Raw genomic sequence first — 17,754 nt, forward strand, 5'->3', positions numbered from 1 at the left:
CATGAACCTCGTTTTTCTCGACCCCGGCAGGCTGACGGCGCGGCTGGAGCTGGAAATGCGGACGGAGATGCCGGACGGGCAGGGCGGTACGCTGGAAAGCTGGGCTGTCCTGCGCTCGCTCTGGGCGGCGATCGAACCGGTTTCGGAGGCGTTCCATGAGCGTGCCTCGGCCGAGGGCGTGACGATCACCCATCGCGTCTGGCTCACCTGGCGCAGCGATATCGCGGCCGGCATGCGCTTTCGCAAGGGCCGGCGCATTTTGGGCATCCGCACGGTGATGGACCCGGACGAGACCCGCCGCTTCATCGTCTGCCGCTGCGAGGAGGAAAGCCTGTGAGCGCTGCAAACGCACTTCTGAAGGCGGTTTTTGCGCGGTTGACAGGCGATGCAGTGCTGATGGCTCTGACATCAGGCGGCATCGTCGACCGGCTTTTGCCGCGCGCGCTTATGCCCTGCATCGTCATCGGCGAAATTGACAGCCGGGATTATTCTACCGCGACGGAAAAGGCCGAGGAACATGTCTTGTCGCTGGAAATCTGGAGCGATGCCGCCGGCCGCAAACAGGCCGGCGAAATCGCAGAGCGGGTGAAAACCCTGCTCGATGATGTCGCCCTGCCGCTTGCCAATGTCTCGCTGGTCAACCTGCAACTGCGCTCCTGCCGCTCGCGGCGCGAAGCAAAGTCGCGGAATTTCATCGCGGACATGCGTTTCCGCGCGGTAACGGAATGAGCCTCTTTCAGGAACCCTGCCTGCGCATGGTCTTCCAAAGTACGAGCAGCAGCACAAATGAAATGCCGATCAGCACGGAAGCGATGGTCAGCATGGCCGAGACCCCGCCACGATCCAGCGCCAGCGTGAAGATAACAGGTGCAAAGGCGATGGCGAGGTTCTGCGGCAGGGAAATGCGCGCGGCCTGAAGGCCATATTCTTCCGGCGAAAACACCGCCAGCGGCAGGACCGCCCGACTGACGGTGAGCACGCCTGCGCCAAAACCGAAGAATACGATAAAACCGATGAAAGCCGGCATGGCCGGCGCAAAGGCCAGCAGCAGCAGGAGCGACACGAGCAGTAGACAGAGGCCGATCATGGCGGTGACGAACGGGTTGCCGTGTTTGCCAAGCAGGAAATCCAGCCCGCGCGCGGTGATCGCAAGCACGCTGCGGGCGGATGCCAGCTGCACGGCCAGCGATTGTGTCGCCCCCGCCTGCACCAGCAGCAGGGGCAGCAGCGGCGACAGGCCGAAGGTCGTAAACGCGCTGATCGTCGTCATTGCGGCCAGAAGCATGAAGGCGCGGCGTGTATCGACGGGCGGGCGCGAAGCCCCGGCCACCTCCCGCGACCCCGTGGCCTTGCGGGCCGGCCGCCCGGGAAGCACGAAGACGTAGAGGGGCAGAAGCACGAAGAGCTGCAGACCGGCATAGGCGACAAGCGTGCCGCGCCAGCCGAGATGCTGGTCGGCAAGCGCGGTGACCGGCAGGAAAACCGCCGCCGAAAGCCCGGTAAACAGCATCAGCAACGTCAGCAACCGGCCGCTTTCCGCCCCGACACGTTCCACGACGGCGGCATGGGCGGCCGTCGTCAGGCCACAGGTGGCAGCAAAACCGATCACGGCCCAGCCGAGCAGATAACTTGCCACGCCGCCCGCAAAGGCGAGCACGGCAAAACCGGCGGCAAACAGCAATGAACCCGCCACAAGCACGGGTGCCGCGCCGTGGCGCACCAGCGTTCTTCCCAGAAGCGGACCGCAGAGCGCGCTGATCGTCATCATGACGGTGAGGCCGGCGAAAACCACCTCGTTGGCGATGGCCAGTTCCTGCCCGATCCGTGGGCCGAGCACGGCCAGCATGTCGAACCCGCTGCCCCAGCTGATGATCTGCCCAACCGCAAGCACGCCGATAAGGCGCGCGCGGGACGGGAAGGGAGCGGCTTCGGACATGATGAAAATCAGGGGTGCGGAATGCGGAGAAACAATTGGTAGCAGGCCCATTGCGGCCCGGCAACATCAATCGAAACGGTAAGGAGAACAACATGGTGGCGCAGAAGGGCAAGGACCTGCTGCTGAAGATCAACAGCGCCGGTTCCTATGTGACCGTGGCGGGGCTGCGAACAAAGCGGCTGGCCTTCAACGCGCAGGCCGTGGACATAACCGATGGCGAAAGTGCGGGGCGCTGGCGCGAGCTTCTGGCCGGCGCCGGCGTACAGCGGGCTTCGCTGACGGCATCCGGCATCTTCAAGGATCAGGCGAGCGACGCATCGGTACGCGGCGCGTTTTTTGCCGGCAGCATTCCGGGCTGGCAACTCCTCATCCCCGATTTCGGTGTCGTGACCGGGCCGTTCCAGATCGTCGCGCTCGAATATTCCGGCCGCCACGATGGCGAGGTGCAATTCGAGATCGCGCTGGAATCTGCCGGTCTCCTTAATTTCGGAGCGCTGTGATGCCGCAAGGGTTACGCTACGGGCGGGCGAACCGCCATCGCGGCGAGATCGAGGCTTTGATCGACGGTGAAAGGCGCATTCTCTGCCTGACGCTCGGGGCGCTGGCCGAACTCGAAACCGCCTTTCAGGCCGATGATCTCACCGCGCTCGCTGAACGTTTTGCGACCGGCCGCATGAAGGCCGCCGATATGATCCGGGTCATCGGCGCCGGCCTGCGCGGCGCGGGCAATGTGTTTTCCGACGAAGACGTGGCTGCGGCAACCGTGGAAGGCGGCATCGCCGGTCATGCCGCGATCGTCGCCGATCTTCTGACCGCCACCTTCGGCGGCCCGAAAGGAGAAACACAGCCGGACCCTTGAGTGCCGCAGCAGGCGAGGCGAGACCCCGCCCTTTCCCCTGGGAGGCGGTCATCCATGCCGGCTTCTGCCTGCTGCGGCTTTCCTCCGAAACCTTCTGGCGGCTGACGCCAAGGGAGTTTTTCGCGATGACGGGTGGCGCACGTGCCATCTCCCGCAGCCCCGATCGTCAGGCGATGGAGGCGATGATGCGGCTGTTTCCTGATGGGTGACGGTATCAGGGTATTTTTCGCGGACGGCCACCCTTCGCGCCATTGGCACGGCTGGCCGCTGCCTTTGCCGGCGAGCGGGATTGGCCGCCCTTGCGCTGCGCTTCCATGAATATACGGCTGCCGAAAATGCCGTTCATCAGCCCGCTGATCGTATAGTCGACATCGAGACTTTCCCAATGCAGCCCGGTCTCGCCGAGAAGCTCGACTTCAGCCAGCTGTTGCGCGGTAGCGTCTTGCAAACCTTCCAGCGCCCGGGCCGGAAACATGAAGCAGGCGCCATTGGTGAAATCGACGATGACGCGGGCCGATGCCGCTTCGAAACGCACGGAGACCGGAATAGGGCGTTCCGCACGTTCCTGCTGCCAGCGCTCCCTGGCGGCGGCAAGTTCGGCATCGCTGACGTCAACCATGATATCGTCTCCAGGTTTGCATAAACAGCATCCGGTTCTCCTCGATCACTGTAACGGCACGTCGTACATCCCGGTCCGACATGCCGCCCTGCGTGAGAACGGTGAGGCTGACGAGGTCGATGCGGGCTTCACCCTCTCCATAGACATGCGCATGCGGCGGCTCGTGATCGGCCGTGTAGATGACAAAACGCATGCCATGCTGTCGCAGAACCGTGACCATGAAAACCATAACCCAACAAGCCGGGTTTTTAAAGAGCGTTGGCTGAATAGCTGCTTTTTGAAAGCTGTTTCAGCAGCATGCATTCCCCAGTTGAATCAGAAAGGCAAGCGCGATGGCAGGCGAAGGATCGATTGCGGAGAACCGCGAGGAGGCGGAAGCGCTTGCGGATGTTATGGGCGATCTCGAAAAGCGCTCCGAGCGGTTCGGGGCGGCGCTGACCAGCGCCCTGCAGGCCGCAACGACGGGTGGCAAGGGGCTGGATGATGTGCTGCGCGGGCTCGGCGAACGCCTGTCGGGCATGGCACTTTCGGCCGGGTTGAAGCCGCTGGAGAATATGATCGGCAATGCCGTTGGCGGACTCTTGAACGGTGGCGGTTCCTTGTTTGCCTTTGCCGATGGCGGGGTGCCGGGGCGCGGCATCACGCCTTTTGCCGATGGCGGCGTGGTTTCCAGTCCCACCTTTTTTCCGATGGGCGGCGGGCTGGGCCTGATGGGCGAGGCGGGAGCGGAAGCGATCCTGCCGCTGAAGCGCGGTTCGGATGGTGCTCTGGGTGTCGCCGCACCGGCGGGCGGTGGTGGTGCGCAGATCGTCTTCAACGTGACGGCCACCGATGCGGCGAGTTTTAGAAAAAGCGAAGGCCAGATCGTCGCCATGCTGGCCCGCAGTGTCGGGCGCGGCCAGCGCGGTTTGTGACGCATCGACCTTTCAACACAGCAAAAAGATTCGTGGAACAACGACATGGCGGCATTTCATGAAGTGCGGTTTCCGCTGCGACTGGCGCTTGGTGTGAGCGGCGGGCCGGTGCGGCGGACCGATATCGTCAATCTCTCCAATGGCCGCGAGAGCCGCAACCAGCGCTGGAAGAATGCGAGGCGCGCTTATGATGCCGGCTCCGGCATCCGCTCGGTGGCTGATCTTTACGAGGTGCTCGCCTTTTTCGAGGCGCGGCGCGGTGAGCTTTATGGTTTCCGCTTTCGTGACCCCGTCGATTGCAAATCCTGTCCGCCGGGCGGGACACCTGCCGCCACAGATCAGAGGATCGGTACCGGCGATGGCACAACCGCACAGTTTCAGCTGGTGAAGACCTATGCCGATGCCGGCGGTGCCTTCATCAGGCGGGTGGAAAAGCCGGTCGAGGGCTCTGTCCTCGTTTCGGTCGAGGGGGTGAAGGTGCCGCCTTCGGATGTGTCGGTGGATCATCTAACCGGCACGGTGATGTTTCGTGCCGGCAAGGTGCCACCTTCAGGTGCGGCGATCCGGGCGGGTTTCGAATTCGACGTGCCGGTGCGCTTTGCGATCGATCGCATCGACGTCAACCTCACCGCCTTCGAGGCCGGCCGCATTCCCTCCATTCCCTTGATGGAAATCCTGCCATGAAGACCGTTCCTCCGACCCTTGCCACGCATCTGCAGGGCGATGCCACCACCACCTGCCATTGCTGGAAGGTGACGCTGAAGGATGGCGCCGTGATCGGCTTTACCGACCACGATGAGACGTTATCCTTTGCCGGCACGGCCTATCTGGCCGCCAGCGGTTTCGGGGCGAGCGACAGCGACAGCGAAACCGGGCTGGGTGCGAGTGCGGGCGAGGTGGCCGGCGGTTTTTCCAGCGAGGCGATCGCGGAGGATGATCTGGCGGCCGGTCGTTTCGATGGCGCACGGGTGGAGCTTTTTCTCGTCAACTGGCAGACGCCGGATGAGCATGTGCTGCTTTCCATGCGCGAGATCGGCGAGGTGACGCGGGCGGGCGGGGCGTTTCGCGCCGAGTTACGCAGCCTTGCCCATCGCCTCGGCCAGCCGCAGGGCGGGGTCTATGGGCGGCGTTGCGATGCCGCACTGGGTGACCGGCGCTGCGGCGTCGATCTTTCGCGGTTCACCGGCAATGGCCGCGTGGCGGCGGTGGATGCGACGGGCAACCTGCTGGTCTCGGGGCTTGATGCTTTCGCCGATGGTTTCTTCAGCAGGGGGAAGTTGCGGTTTTTGAGCGGCGCGCTCGCCGGCAGGGGTTTCGATCTCGACGGTCATGTGCGACGCGACGGCGGCGCGCTTCTGTCCTTCTGGCTCGCGCCGGAACGCATGCCATTGCCCGGAGACGGTTTTTCCATCACCGCCGGCTGTGACAAGAGTTTCGCCACGTGCCGAACGAAATTCGCCAATCACCTGAATTTCAGGGGCTTCCCGCACCTGCCGGGGGCGGATTTCGCCTATTCTTACGCCAGCGGCGGCCAGACCCATGATGGCAAGGCACTGTTTCCATGAGTGATACCGTAGAAAAAGTGCTGGCGCTGGCCCAGGGCTGGCTAGGCACGCCTTACCGGCATCAAGCCTCGTTAAAGGGCGTCGGCTGCGATTGCCTCGGCCTGGTCAGGGGCATCTGGCGTGAATTATACGGCGCCGAGCCGGAGCTGTTGCCGCCCTATGCGCCTGATTGGGCCGAACGCGGCGGTGAAGACCGGCTGATGGCGGCGGCGAAGCGCCATTTTTTGGCGGTGCCTGATATGGATGAGGCAAGGCCGGGCGACCTCTTGCTGTTTCGCTGGCGGGCCGATGCAGCGGCGAAACATCTCGGCATTCTCGCCGGGCCTCAGCATTTCATCCACGCCTATGAACAGGCCGCAGTGGTGTGTTCCACGCTGGTGCCGGGCTGGAAGCGGCGCATCGCCGGTGTTTTCCGGTTCCCCGATCCCTGAATTTTCGAGGCAAGCATGGCGACCATAGTTTTTCAGGCGGCGGGTGCGGCGCTCGGTGGCATTTTCGGCCCCGTGGGTGCCATCATTGGCCAGGCGGCCGGTGCGCTGGCGGGCAATACCGTCGACCGTGCCCTGCTTTCCAGCGGCCGCACCGTATCGGGCGCAAGGCTTTCGACGGCGCGTATTCCGGGAGCGGATGAGGGAGCGGCCATTAACCGGCTTTACGGAACGGCAAGGATCGGCGGTACGCTGATCTGGGCGACGCGGTTTGAGGAAAGCGTTGAGGTGGAGCGGCGGGGCGGCAAGGGCAATCGCGGCCCGAAGGTGGAGACTTTTCGTTATTTCGCCAATCTCGCCATTGGCCTCTGCGAAGGCGAGGCGACCATGGTGCGGCGCATCTGGGCTGACGGCCGCGAAGTTGATCTCACCGGCATCGAGATGCGGTTTTATCCCGGCAGCGAAACGCAATTGCCGGATCCGCTGATTGAGGCGAAACAGGGCAGCGGCAATGCGCCTGCCTTTCGCGGGCTGGCCTATGTGGTCTTTGAACGCCTGCCGCTCGACGACTATGGTAATCGTATTCCGCTGATGCAGTTCGAAGTCGTGCGGCCCGTTGGCCGGCTGGAAAAATCGATCCGCGCCATCACCGTCATTCCGGGGGCAACGGAGCATGGTTACGCCACGGTGCCGGTTTCCGAGCGCACCGGCATGGGACAAAGCCGGGTGATGAACCGCAACGGTCTGACTGCAGCGACCGACTGGCAGGCGGCCATCGACGAATTGCAGGCGCTGTGCCCCAACCTGCAAACGTGGCGCTGGTGGTGAGCTGGTTCGGCACGGATATGCGGGCGGGGGAATGCCGCATTCTGCCCGGCGTGGAAGTGGCGGCCCGCGATGGCGAAACGGCGCCATGGTCGGTTGCCGGCCTTTCGCGTGGTGAGGCGCATCCGGTCAGCCATCATGGCGGCGGCCCGGCCTATGGCGGCACGCCTGATGATGAAAGCGTGCTGCAGGCGATAGCCGACCTCAAGTCTCGTGGATTGAAGGTCTGCCTTTATCCCTTCGTGATGATGGACGTGCCCGCCGGCAATGGTCTGCCGGATCCCTATGGCAAGGGTGAACAGGATGCTTATGGCTGGCGCGGGCGCATCACCTGTTTTCCCGCACCCGAAAGGCCCGGCTCTCCCGACCGCAGCGTTGCGGCGCGCCGGGAAGTCGAGCGGTTTTGCCACCGCGATGAGGGTTATCGCCGTATGGTGCTGCATTATGCGGCGCTTGTGGTGAGAGCGGGCGGGGTGGATGCTTTCCTGATCGGCTCGGAGCTGCGCGGGCTGACGGGCCTGCGCGATGAGAACGATGCCTTCCCCTTTGTGGAGGAGCTGGTGCGGCTGGCGGGTGATGCGCGCGCCATCATGGGGCCGGCGGTGAAACTTACCTATGCGGCGGACTGGAGCGAGTATTTCGGCCATCAGCCGGCGGATGGTTCGGGCGATGTCTTTTTCCATCTCGATCCACTCTGGGCGAGCCCCGATATCGACGCCATCGGTATCGACAATTACATGCCGCTGTCCGACTGGCGCGACGAGGATGCCGCAAACGGCAATCCGGATGGCATGACTGGCCCGGATGATGTTGACGCTTTCCGACGAGCGATCACGGCAGGTGAGGGTTTCGACTGGTATTATGCCAGCGATGCCGATCGCGCCGCGCGGCGACGCACGCCCATCACCGACGGGCTGAAGGGCAAGCCATGGGTTTTCCGCTACAAGGACATCAGGAATTGGTGGGGAAACCGCCATTACGACCGGGTGCGGGGCGTGGAGAAATCGACACCCACCGCATGGGTGCCGGGCTCGAAACCCATCTGGTTTACCGAACTCGGCTGCCCGGCGGTGGACAAGAGCGCCGCGCGCCCGAATGTCTTTCCTGATCCAAAATCGGCGGAAAATGCCTTTCCCTATTTCTCCGGCCGGAACCGGGCAGACAGCCAGCAACGGCGGTTTCTGGAAGCGCATCTCGACCATTGGGATCAGGGCGATACGGCGATGGTGGATAAAAACCGGGTCTATCTCTGGACCTGGGATGCGCGGCCCTATCCCGCCTTTCCGCAGAATGGCGCGGTGTGGAGCGATGGCGGCAACTGGCGCACCGGCCATTGGCTGAACGGCCGGCTGGGTACGGCGACACTTGCCGATACCATCGCCGCGATCCTGACCGATCATGGCTTTTCCGCTTTCGACGTCTCCGCCGTCAGCGGCGACATGACCGGTTATGTGCAGGGTGATGTGACCTCGGCCCGCGCCCTGCTGGAGCCGCTGATGGCGGCGTTTCAGCTGGATGTGGCGGAGGACGGCGGCACCCTGCGCTTCCGCTCCCGCAATATGGCGGTTTTACCCGTCAAAGATATTTCCGTGCTTGCCGATCTCGATGACGAGCCGCTCTGGGCGGAAAATCGCGGCCATGACAGCGATTTCGCGGCTGAAGTCATGCTGACCTCGTTCAACCCGGCGCTCGATTACGAGCAGGCCGGCGCGCGTTCCCGCCGCATCGACAATGCCGGCAGCCGGGTGATGCGGCTCGACCTCAACGCCGCCTTGCCGGCGGAAACGGCGGAAGCCGCCGTCGAGGCAGCCTTGCGCGACAACCGTCAGGCGCGGCGCACAGTGCGTTTTGCCCTGCCGCCCGCCGATATTGCCCTCGAACCCGGCGATTGTATCCGCCTGCCGGACGGCGCTTTTCCACAGGCGCCGGCAGGCCGGTTTCTGGTCAGCCGCATCGAGGATGGCGCGGTGCGGCAGGTGGAGGCACGCGCCTTTTCCGCTGCCCTTTCCGCTTTTACCGGCGTGGTGGATGAGCGGCGCGTTGGCAATGCAAGCGGTGCCGAGGGTTTCGCGCCGGAGGTGCTGTTTCTCGACCTGCCGCATCATGATGGCGTCGCGCCGGAGCATTCGGCGAGGATCGCAGCCTTCGCAAGGCCATGGCGGCCAATCCTCGTTTCCGCATCCTCTGGCACGGAAGGTTACCGGCAACGCGCCGTGCTCGACCAGCCGGCCATGATCGGCGCGCTGGCGAAGCCGCTTTTACCCGGCCCTTCGGGCCGTTTCGACCGGACGAATGCTGTCCTGATCGACCTTGCTTTCGGCGGGCTCGCCTCGGCAAACGAGCTGTCGGTGCTGAACGGTGAAAACCGCATCGCCATCAAGGCCGCAAACGGCGTCTGGGAGATCGTCGCTTTCGCAAAGGCCGAAGAAATTGCGCCCTCGCGCTGGCGGCTCTCCAGCCTCCTGCGCGGACTTGCGGGCACGGAAGATGCGTTGGCTGCCGGCGCGCCGGCGGGCGCACCGGCGGTGATGCTGGATGCGGCGGTGCAGTCGCTCGGCCTTGCCGCTGGCGAACGGGGACGGCGGCTGAGCTGGATCGTCGAGGCGGCGGGAAAAGCCGGCGCTTCGGCCGGGCCTTTCGCCTTCGAGGGTGGATTGCGGGCGCAGATGCCGCTTTGCCCGGTGCATCTTTCCGGCAAGCGGAAAAAGGATGGCGTGCTGATCCGATGGAAACGCCGGAGCCGGATGGAGGCCGATGGCTGGGATGCGAGCGACATCCCGCTGGACGAGCCTTTCGAGCGATACCGTGTCGAGGTGCTGGAGGGAGAGGCCGTCAAACGCGTGTCGGAGGTTTCCGAACCCCTCTGGTTTTACCCTGTCGCAGCCGAACTCACAGATTTCCCGATCCTGCGGGATCACATTTCCGTGCGTGTCCGCCAGCTCGGCCGCGCGGTGCCTCTGGGAGTGGTGGCGCAAGCCTTTCTCCCGCTCTGACAACTGCCTGAAAAACAACGCAAAGGATGAGAGAATGGACAGTACCAAGGCATGGTATCAATCACGCACCATCTGGGGCGCGCTGATTGCGGTTTTTGCGCCGCTTTTCAGCATTGCCGGCCTCGACCTGCCGGCTGGCCTGCACGGTGAACTGGCGGAAGGGCTGGTAACGGTGGCGGGCGGAATTGGCGGCCTGATTGCACTTTATGGCCGCCTTTCGGCAACCCGCGCCATCCGCTGACGATAATCGCAGCAGCAGAACCCCCGCCGCGGCTCCTGGCGGCGGGGGCAGCATTCATTTGCCATTCAGACGCTTTGCGCTACATATTCGGTCACAATAAGGTTCGAGACGCACCCGGTTTTTGGAAGTTTGTAGAATGGCATCACCTCTCATCATCGCGACGCTTGCAGCCGGGCTTTCCGGTTTCACGGCGCCCGAGGCTGATCAGCAGGGCCACTACATTCTGGCTGCCAGCGATTGCGGCGCAGCCGTCGCCCGTGTTGTACGCGAAACCGGTGGCCAGCTTCTTTCGGTCTATCCTTCCGGCGACGGCCAGTCCTGTGTCGTCACCGTTCTCGTCCAGGGCAATGGTGAGCGCCCGCGCAAGGTAACGATGCGCGTGCCGATGTAGCTTGCCCGCATCGCCGAAATATCGGAAAACAATCCGAGACACTTAGCATGACCGGAACGCAGGCGGGCCGGGACACAGGAAAGGGCGGACAATGCGTATTCTCGTTGTTGAGGATGATGCCAATCTCAATCGTCAGCTGACCGACGCGCTGAAAGAGGCCGGTTATGTTGTCGATCAGGCATTTGACGGCGAGGAAGGGCATTATCTCGGCGATACCGAACCCTATGACGCCATCGTCCTCGATATCGGCCTGCCGCAGCTGGATGGCATCACCGTCGTTGAAAAATGGCGTGCGGCCGGCAAAGCCATGCCGGTCCTCATCCTCACCGCCCGTGACCGCTGGAGCGACAAGGTGGCTGGCATCGATGCCGGCGCCGATGATTACGTGACCAAGCCTTTCCATGTGGAAGAAGTGCTTGCCCGCGTGCGCGCGCTCATCCGCCGTGCCGCCGGCCACGCTTCCTCCGAACTGGTCTGCGGTCCGGTCCGGCTCGACACCAAATCCTCCAAGGCGACCGTCAACGGCACGACGCTGAAGCTCACCTCGCACGAGTTCCGCCTTTTGTCCTATCTCATGCATCACATGGGCGAAGTCGTCTCGCGCACGGAACTGGTCGAACATATGTACGATCAGGATTTCGACCGCGATTCCAACACGATCGAGGTGTTTGTCGGACGTTTGCGCAAGAAGCTCGGGGTTGATCTGATCGAGACGATCCGTGGTCTCGGTTACCGGATGCAAGCGCCGGCAGATGCGAAGTAATTCTCTCACCGCCCGCGTTCTGCTGCTAGCGTCCGCCTGGTCGGCGCTGGCGCTGGTGGTGATCGCCGTCGTCATTTCGACGCTTTACCGGCAGGGCGTGGAGCGCAGCTTCACCGATCTTCTGCGGGCGCAGCTTTACAACGTCATCAATTCCGTGACGATTTCCAACGAAAATACGCTGGCCGGCAGCCCGCAGCTCGGCGATCTCCGGTTTTCGCAGCCCGATACCGGTTGGTACTGGGTGGTGGAGCCGCTCGGCAATTTCCAGACTGCGCCGCTGGTGTCTTCCTCGCTCGGCGTGTCGACGCTGCCGGTGCCGAGCATTCTCGACGCCCCCTTCGACAACAGATACGAGCGATTTTATGCCGTTACCGACGAGGCCGGCAACAAGGTGCGTGTTGCGGAAACGGAAGTCGTGCTGGACGGTGAGGGCCGGGCGGCCCGTTTCCGCGTTTCCGGCAATCTGAATGTCGTCGAAGACGATGTGCGCGATTTTTCCAACAGCCTCTATCTGGCGCTGGCGGTCTTTGGCGTCGGCAGTCTGGTCGTCAACGGCCTTGCCATTCTCTACAGTCTGCGGCCTCTTGATCAGGCCCGTGTCGCGCTCGGCAAGATAAGGGGCGGGGAGGCGGAAAGCCTCGAAGGTGAGTTCCCGCGTGAAATCCAGCCGCTCGCCAATGAGGTCAATGCGCTGATAGACAGCAACCGCCGGCTGGTGGAGCGCGCCCGCATGCAGGTCGGTAATCTCGCGCATTCGCTGAAAACGCCGATTGCCGTGCTTTTGAACGAGGCCCGCACGCTGGAGCCGCAGCATGGCGATCTGGTGCGCGCGCAGGCCGATGCCATGCAGGCGCAGGTGCAATCCTATCTCTCCCGCGCCCGCATCGCCGCCCAGCGCGGCTCCATCCTTGCCCGCGTGGAAGCGGAACCGGCGCTGGAACGGCTGGTGCGTGTGATGCGCCGCCTGAACCCCGAAAAGCAGTTCGTGCTGAACTTCGAGCAACCGGGCGCGGTGCTCGGCATGGAGCAGCAGGATCTGGAGGAAGTCGTCGGCAACCTTCTGGAAAATGCCGCGCGTTTTGCGCAGACCAGAGTGGTCGTCACGCTTGCCACCGGCACGCACCCTTCCTCCGATGCCGAAATCGGCCGCCGGTCCTGGGTGGAGCTGACGGTGGAGGATGACGGGCCGGGGCTGGAGCCGGAACAGATCAGCGAAGCGATGAAGCGCGGCCGGCGGCTGGACGAGAGCCGTCCGGGCACCGGGCTCGGCCTGTCGATCGTTTCCGAGGTGGTGTCAGAATACCATGGCCGCTTTTCGCTGTCGCGCAGCGCCATCGGCGGGCTGAAAGCCGATCTGATTTTGCCGGGCCTTTCAAAAGAGCTTGCGTGAGGCAAGAAAAAAGGCAAGAAATTCAATGGCACCATATTGGGTGCAATGCGGTAGAAAAGAGGACAGGGTTTGGTTGACGTGTATGATGGCTGTCGCTCCGTGACGATGCGTTCGCTGGTGTCACGCCCGGCACTTCTCTCGATCCTGTGCGTTTCGATGCTGAGCGCCTGCACCACCACGGGCACGCGCCCGGCGGGCGGCGGCCTGTTCGGTCGCTCGGCACAGCCTTCGACGCCTTTCCTTGCCAATCTTGAGGGCGGCATCGTCGGGCGAAGCGGCGTGCAGCTCGACAGGGGCGATCAGACCAAGGCGCTGGAGGCGGAATACAAGGCGCTGGAAACGGCGCCTGTCGGCACGCCCGTTGCCTGGAACGGCGATGACGCCAAGGGCCAGGTGGTTGCCAATGCGCCCTATCAGGTGGGCAATCAGAACTGCCGGCAATATTCGCACAGCCTCACCGTGGATGGACGCGAAACCAAGGTGCGTGGCGCGGCCTGCCGCAATGCCGATGGCAGCTGGTCGCCTTTGACCTGACGGGTTTGACGTAAATCAAGGCCACCGACCTCCGGCAATGACAAGAAGAGGCACGGCGGAACGGCCGAAACAGGGCTTGCGGTGCGGCGTGATGTCTCAAATTCACGTCATCCCCGCGCTTCATGTTTCCATGTGCCGCGCATTCGAGTAATTGAGCCTTATGTTCTGGATTGTCGTTGCGATATTGACGGCGGCTGTCGCCGTCGTCCTGATGTACCCGCTGATGCGGAAGACCGAGGCGCCTGAGACGCGCCGCGACGGTGAGGTTGCCGTTTACCGCGACCAGCTGGCGGAACTGGACCGTGAACGTGCGGCGGGTCTGATCGGCGAAACCGAGGCGGATTACGCCCGCGCCGAAATCGGCCGTCGCCTGCTTGCCGCCGCCGAGGCGGAAGAAGAGCAGGACAAGCAGGACCGGCCGCGCCGGCACAATCTCGCCGCAAGCCTCATCACCGTTCTTTTGCCCGCACTCGGGCTCTGTCTTTACGTCTGGAACGGCAGTCCGGAAGTGCCGGACATGCCGCTCGAGGCGCGTCTTGAAAAGCCCGGCAATGACATGAACCTGCTGGTCGCCCGCGCCGAAAGGCATCTGGCGCAGAACCCGGATGACGGCGCCGGCTGGGATATTCTGGCCCCGATCTATTTCAAGACGCTGCGGCTTGGTGATGCCGAGCTTGCCTATCGCAATGCGCTTCGTATTCTGGGGCCAAGCGCCGAACGGCTGACGGGCCTTGGCGAAACGCTGGTGGCTGGCAATGACGGCATCGTCATCGAGGCAGCGCGTGACGCCTTTGCTGAGGCCGAGAAGCTGAAACCCGGCAATCCGCGCGCCCGCTTTTACTTGGCGCTGTCGCTGGAACAGGCGGGCAAGGCGGACGAGGCACGTGCAGCCTTTGCGGCGCTGGAGGCCGATGCACCGGCTGGCGCACCCTGGCTGCCGCTGGTTCGCGAACATATTACCCGCACCGGCGGCGAGACGGCCCCAGCCGCGCCCGGCCCGACCGCGCAGGATATGGCGGCTGCGAATGACATGACGGCCACCGACCGGCAGGCGATGATCGAGGGCATGGTGGCAAGCCTCGACGCCAAGCTGAAGGAAAACCCGGCCGATTTTGAAGGATGGATGCGGCTTGTGCGCGCCTATGCCGTGCTGAAGAATGAAGCCAGGGCCGGTGAAGCCTTGAGGGCCGGCCTGCAGGCTTTCCCGCCGGAGGGTGAGCAGGGCCGGCAGTTGCTGGCGCTGGCGAAGGAACTGGGCGTTTCCGCCGGACCGATCCGCACCACCGGGCAACAGGATGCCGCGCCGCAGGGAGTGACGCAATGACCCGCAAACAGAAACGTCTGGCAATCATCGGCGGCGGCATGAGCTTCATCGTCGCAGCCGTGCTGCTCGTCATGTTCGCTTTCGGCCAGTCCATCGCCTATTTTTACATGCCGGCCGATCTGGAAAAGACGCCCGTCAATCCCGGCACCCGCATCCGCCTTGGTGGTCTGGTGGCGGAAGGTTCGATCAAGCGCGGCGAGGGCCGCACGGTGAGCTTCACCGTGACGGATGGCGAGGCGAATGTACCCGTCAGCTATACCGGCATCCTTCCCGATCTTTTCCGCGAAGGGCAGGGCGTGGTGACCGAGGGCGTGTTCGATGTCGCGACCCGTGGCTTCGTGGCCGACAGCGTGCTGGCCAAGCATGACGAAAACTACATGCCGAAGGAAGTGGCCGACCGGCTGAAAGACAAGGGTCTGTGGCAGCATGGCGGAGAAGGCGAAGAGCCGTCCGCCGCAACGCCATCGGCCGGTGCCGTCTCCACTGACAAGACCGGAGCGACAAAATGATCAACGAGATCGGCCATTATGTTCTGGTTCTGGCGCTTGGCGTGGGGCTCATCGTCTCGACGCTGCCGGTCATCGGTGCGCGCCGCAACGACCGGGCGCTGATGGATGTCGCCTCGCTTGGCTCCGTCATGATGTTCCTGCTGGTGGGGTTTTCCTTCGCGGCGCTGACGCGGGCCTATGCGGTCTCGGATTTCTCCGTGCGCAACGTCTGGGAAAACTCCCATTCGCTGATGCCGATGCTCTACAAGCTGACCGGTGTGTGGGGCAATCATGAAGGCTCCATGCTGTTATGGCTGCTGATACTGGTGTTTTTCAGCGCGCTCGTCGCCGCCTTCGGCCGCAATCTGCCGGAAACGCTCAAAGCCAATGTTCTGGCCGTACAGGCCTGGATTTCCGTTGCCTTCCTGCTGTTCATCCTGCTCACCTCCAATCCGTTTCTGCGTCTGTCACCGGTGCCGGCCGAGGGGCAGGATCTGAACCCCATCCTTCAGGATTTTGGCCTCGCCATCCACCCGCCGCTGCTTTACCTCGGTTATGTCGGCTTTTCCGTCTGCTTTTCCTTTGCCGTTGCGGCGCTTTTGGAAGGCCGCATCGACGCCGCCTGGGCGCGTTGGGTGAGGCCGTGGACGCTCGCCGCATGGACCTTCCTGACCGCCGGCATCTCCATGGGTTCCTACTGGGCCTATTATGAACTCGGCTGGGGCGGCTGGTGGTTCTGGGATCCGGTGGAGAACGCGTCCTTCATGCCGTGGCTGGCTGGAACAGCCCTTCTGCATTCGGCGCTCGTCATGGAAAAGCGCGAGGCACTGAAAATCTGGACCGTGCTACTGGCGATCATGACCTTCTCGCTGTCGCTGCTCGGCACCTTCCTCGTCCGCTCCGGCGTCTTGACCTCGGTGCATGCCTTCGCCACCGATCCGAGCCGCGGTATCTTCATTCTCGGCATTCTGACGATCTTCATCGGTGGAGCCTTCGCGCTCTTTGCATGGCGCGCGCCATCGCTGAAGGTCGGCGGCCTGTTTGCGCCGATCTCGCGCGAAGGGGCACTCGTCCTCAACAATCTCATTCTCACGGTCTCGACTGCCACGGTGCTGATCGGCACGCTTTATCCGCTCATTTTGGAAACCCTGACGGGCGAAAAAATCTCGGTCGGTGCACCCTTCTTCAACCTCACCTTCGGTCTGCTGATGATCCCGATCCTGATCGTCACGCCGTTTGGGCCGATGCTGGCGTGGAAGCGCGGCGATCTTCTCGGCGCCTTCCAGCGGCTTTATGTGGCCGCCGCCATTGCAGCCCTTGCCGGGCTGACGCTCTGGTACGTGGAAAATGGCGGCCCGGTGCTGGCGGCTCTCGGCATCGCCGCCGGTTTCTGGCTGATTTTCGGTGCGTTTGCCGATCTCTGGTATCGCGCCAATTTCGGCAAACTGGCCTTCGGCATCGCATTCCGCCGTTTGAAGGGCCTGCCGCGCTCTGCCTTCGGTACGGCGCTGGCGCATATGGGCGTCGGCATCACCGTGCTCGGCATTGTCATCGTCACCACCTATGAGACCGAAACCGTCCTGGAAATGAAACAGGGCATGGTGGCGGAAGCGGGCGGTTACAGCCTCACCTTTGATGGCATCCGCCACGCTGTCGGCCCCAACTTCACCGAGGATCGCGGCCATTTCACCGTGCGCAAGGCGGGGGTCGAGGTGGGTGACTTCTGGTCCTCGAAGCGGCTCTATACCGCGCGGCGCATGCCGACGACGGAAGCCGGTATTCTGACCTTCGGCCTCAGCCAGCTTTATGTCTCGCTGGGTGACCCGATGACCGATGGCGGCATGGTGGTGCGCATCTGGTGGAAACCCTTCATCCTGTGCATCTGGGGCGGCACGCTGTTCATGATGGTGGGCGGCTTCATCTCGCTCTCCGACAGGCGTTTGAGGGTGGGGGCACCAAATCGCAAGGCGAAGCCAGTCCGACCGGCGGCAATGCCGGAGGCGGCGGAATGAGGGAGCTTGTGGTAACGCTCGGGCTTCTTTTTACCCTCATCTTCGCTGCAGCCTCGCCCGCCTTCGCCTTCAACCCCGACGAGGTTCTTAAAGACCCCGTGCTGGAACAGCGTGCCCGCAGCCTGACGTCTCAGCTGCGCTGCATGGTCTGCCAGAACCAGTCCATCGATGACAGCAACGCCGAGCTTGCGCGTGACCTGCGCGTTCTGGTGCGCGAGCGGCTGGTTCAGGGTGATAGCGACAAGGCCGTCATCGATTACGTCGTGTCGCGTTATGGCGAATTCGTGCTGTTGAAACCCCGTCTCAGCCTTCGCACCGTGCTTTTGTGGGGCGCACCCGTCGGCCTTACCCTTGCGGGCATTTTCGCCGTTTTCGTCTTTTCGCGCCGTCGCGCAACGCAGGAGCGGCCACAAAAACTGAGCGCGGACGAAGAAGAGAGAATCCGTAATCTCATTGAAAAATAACCGGTTTC

The 17,754-nt window shown here is 63.3% G+C and carries 21 protein-coding genes and 1 pseudogene; 19 read left to right on the forward strand and 3 right to left on the reverse strand.

The annotated features are described in order from the left end of the window. Position 1: 1 nt before the first annotated feature. Complete coding sequence (locus QSV77_RS02965; protein ID WP_302732476.1) at positions 2 to 337, forward strand: phage head closure protein; 336 nt, start codon at positions 2 to 4, stop codon at positions 335 to 337. Beyond that, entirely contained in the window at positions 334 to 729 is a 396-nt protein-coding gene (locus QSV77_RS02970) for a DUF3168 domain-containing protein (RefSeq protein ID WP_302732477.1), read from the forward strand. The genes QSV77_RS02965 and QSV77_RS02970 overlap by 4 nt, the downstream gene beginning before the upstream one ends. A gap of 7 nt (positions 730 to 736) precedes the next feature. On the opposite strand, the gene QSV77_RS02975 is transcribed toward QSV77_RS02970, so the two are convergent. After that, positions 737 to 1,936, reverse strand: coding sequence for an MFS transporter (locus QSV77_RS02975; protein ID WP_302732478.1), 1,200 nt, complete (start codon positions 1,934 to 1,936; stop codon positions 737 to 739). Positions 1,937 to 2,028: 92 nt separating this feature from the next. On the opposite strand from QSV77_RS02975, the gene QSV77_RS02980 reads away from it, so the two are divergent. The 3 genes from QSV77_RS02980 to QSV77_RS02990 are packed head-to-tail and all read left to right on the forward strand — an operon-like array spanning position 2,029 to position 3,004. Beyond that, entirely contained in the window at positions 2,029 to 2,436 is a 408-nt protein-coding gene (locus tag QSV77_RS02980; RefSeq protein ID WP_302732479.1) for a phage major tail protein, TP901-1 family, read from the forward strand. Further along, positions 2,436 to 2,795 carry a gene transfer agent family protein gene (locus QSV77_RS02985; protein ID WP_302732480.1) on the forward strand — a complete coding sequence of 120 codons (360 nt, stop codon included), beginning with the start codon at positions 2,436 to 2,438 and terminating at the stop codon, positions 2,793 to 2,795. Before QSV77_RS02980 ends, QSV77_RS02985 begins: the two co-directional genes overlap by 1 nt. Then, positions 2,792 to 3,004, forward strand: coding sequence for a rcc01693 family protein (locus QSV77_RS02990; RefSeq protein ID WP_046798666.1), 213 nt, complete (start codon positions 2,792 to 2,794; stop codon positions 3,002 to 3,004). The genes QSV77_RS02985 and QSV77_RS02990 overlap by 4 nt, the downstream gene beginning before the upstream one ends. 5 nt (positions 3,005 to 3,009) lie before the next feature. Here QSV77_RS02990 and QSV77_RS02995 read toward each other — a convergent pair whose 3' ends face one another. After that, positions 3,010 to 3,414 carry a DUF2442 domain-containing protein gene (locus QSV77_RS02995; protein ID WP_065115206.1) on the reverse strand — a complete coding sequence of 135 codons (405 nt, stop codon included), beginning with the start codon at positions 3,412 to 3,414 and terminating at the stop codon, positions 3,010 to 3,012. Continuing rightward, positions 3,407 to 3,634 carry a DUF4160 domain-containing protein gene (locus tag QSV77_RS03000; protein ID WP_046798948.1) on the reverse strand — a complete coding sequence of 76 codons (228 nt, stop codon included), beginning with the start codon at positions 3,632 to 3,634 and terminating at the stop codon, positions 3,407 to 3,409. The genes QSV77_RS02995 and QSV77_RS03000 overlap by 8 nt, the downstream gene beginning before the upstream one ends. Positions 3,635 to 3,746: 112 nt before the next feature. Here QSV77_RS03000 and QSV77_RS03005 point away from each other — a divergent pair, with 112 nt between their 5' ends. The 14 genes and pseudogenes from QSV77_RS03005 (at position 3,747) to QSV77_RS03070 (ending at position 17,746) form a co-directional block, all read left to right on the forward strand. After that, on the forward strand, positions 3,747 to 4,328 hold the full coding sequence (locus QSV77_RS03005) for a phage tail tape measure protein (protein WP_302732481.1): 582 nt from the start codon (positions 3,747 to 3,749) through the stop codon (positions 4,326 to 4,328). A 45-nt stretch (positions 4,329 to 4,373) separates the two neighbouring features. Then, entirely contained in the window at positions 4,374 to 5,012 is a 639-nt protein-coding gene (locus QSV77_RS03010; RefSeq protein ID WP_302732482.1) for a TIGR02217 family protein, read from the forward strand. Next, complete coding sequence (locus tag QSV77_RS03015) at positions 5,009 to 5,893, forward strand: DUF2163 domain-containing protein (RefSeq protein WP_302732483.1); 885 nt, start codon at positions 5,009 to 5,011, stop codon at positions 5,891 to 5,893. The genes QSV77_RS03010 and QSV77_RS03015 overlap by 4 nt, the downstream gene beginning before the upstream one ends. Then, positions 5,890 to 6,324: an NlpC/P60 family protein gene (locus QSV77_RS03020; protein ID WP_271360913.1), complete on the forward strand. Its 435-nt coding sequence runs from the start codon at positions 5,890 to 5,892 to the stop codon at positions 6,322 to 6,324. The genes QSV77_RS03015 and QSV77_RS03020 overlap by 4 nt, the downstream gene beginning before the upstream one ends. Positions 6,325 to 6,339: 15 nt before the next feature. Next, a pseudogene (locus QSV77_RS03025) lies at positions 6,340 to 10,139 on the forward strand (glycoside hydrolase/phage tail family protein). Positions 10,140 to 10,173: 34 nt separating this feature from the next. Beyond that, a complete protein-coding gene (locus QSV77_RS03030; protein ID WP_046798673.1) occupies positions 10,174 to 10,380 on the forward strand; it encodes a hypothetical protein in 207 nt (68 codons plus the stop codon). Between the two features lie 136 nt (positions 10,381 to 10,516). Then, positions 10,517 to 10,771, forward strand: a complete 255-nt coding sequence (locus QSV77_RS03035) for a hypothetical protein (RefSeq protein WP_035218215.1) — start codon at positions 10,517 to 10,519, stop codon at positions 10,769 to 10,771. 91 nt (positions 10,772 to 10,862) lie between these two features. Then, a complete protein-coding gene (locus tag QSV77_RS03040) occupies positions 10,863 to 11,534 on the forward strand; it encodes a response regulator transcription factor (protein WP_003509815.1) in 672 nt (223 codons plus the stop codon). Next, on the forward strand, positions 11,524 to 12,924 hold the full coding sequence (locus QSV77_RS03045) for a HAMP domain-containing sensor histidine kinase (protein WP_046798674.1): 1,401 nt from the start codon (positions 11,524 to 11,526) through the stop codon (positions 12,922 to 12,924). Before QSV77_RS03040 ends, QSV77_RS03045 begins: the two co-directional genes overlap by 11 nt. Positions 12,925 to 13,029: 105 nt before the next feature. Further along, positions 13,030 to 13,458, forward strand: coding sequence for a hypothetical protein (locus QSV77_RS03050; RefSeq protein ID WP_142839927.1), 429 nt, complete (start codon positions 13,030 to 13,032; stop codon positions 13,456 to 13,458). A 160-nt stretch (positions 13,459 to 13,618) separates the two neighbouring features. Then, positions 13,619 to 14,782, forward strand: coding sequence for a c-type cytochrome biogenesis protein CcmI (gene ccmI, locus QSV77_RS03055; protein ID WP_269698839.1), 1,164 nt, complete (start codon positions 13,619 to 13,621; stop codon positions 14,780 to 14,782). After that, complete coding sequence (gene ccmE / locus QSV77_RS03060; RefSeq protein WP_271360916.1) at positions 14,779 to 15,291, forward strand: cytochrome c maturation protein CcmE; 513 nt, start codon at positions 14,779 to 14,781, stop codon at positions 15,289 to 15,291. The genes ccmI and ccmE overlap by 4 nt, the downstream gene beginning before the upstream one ends. Beyond that, positions 15,288 to 17,282: a heme lyase CcmF/NrfE family subunit gene (locus QSV77_RS03065; RefSeq protein ID WP_302732484.1), complete on the forward strand. Its 1,995-nt coding sequence runs from the start codon at positions 15,288 to 15,290 to the stop codon at positions 17,280 to 17,282. The genes ccmE and QSV77_RS03065 overlap by 4 nt, the downstream gene beginning before the upstream one ends. After that, a complete protein-coding gene (locus tag QSV77_RS03070) occupies positions 17,279 to 17,746 on the forward strand; it encodes a cytochrome c-type biogenesis protein CcmH (protein WP_302732485.1) in 468 nt (155 codons plus the stop codon). The genes QSV77_RS03065 and QSV77_RS03070 overlap by 4 nt, the downstream gene beginning before the upstream one ends. Positions 17,747 to 17,754 lie beyond the last annotated feature (8 nt).

Source organism: Agrobacterium sp. V1 (genome assembly GCF_030518355.1).
GTDB classification, from domain to species: Bacteria; Pseudomonadota; Alphaproteobacteria; order Rhizobiales; family Rhizobiaceae; genus Agrobacterium; species Agrobacterium cucumeris.